This is a genomic window from Proteus myxofaciens ATCC 19692, from assembly GCF_001654855.1.
In the GTDB taxonomy this organism is placed as follows: domain Bacteria; phylum Pseudomonadota; class Gammaproteobacteria; order Enterobacterales; family Enterobacteriaceae; genus Proteus; species Proteus myxofaciens.
In genome coordinates, this window is sequence record NZ_LXEN01000259.1 from 1 (window position 1) to 220 (window position 220).

A 220-nucleotide genomic window follows, 5' to 3' on the forward strand; every position below is an offset into this window, starting at 1 on the left:
AAAACCAATATTGTGCATAATAAGATAGTGGCTGTTATCGTGATTCTTTTTATCCACAACAATACCAATATGTGGACGACCATTATTTAAACGCCAACTAACAATATCACCAGGTACATAATCAGAAGGATTATTTGTAATCGGTTTAACTTTTCCTTTGCGTGAAAAGAATGCTTCTAAATTAGGTACTCTTCGGTGGTCAATATTAGTATCAGGTTTT

1 protein-coding gene is annotated in these 220 nt (G+C 33.2%); it reads right to left on the reverse strand.

What is annotated here, in order from left to right; all coding sequences use genetic code 11:
* Positions 1-220: DUF1287 domain-containing protein (locus tag M983_RS16830; protein ID WP_157092002.1), on the reverse strand; the 220-nt coding region annotated here is incomplete at both ends.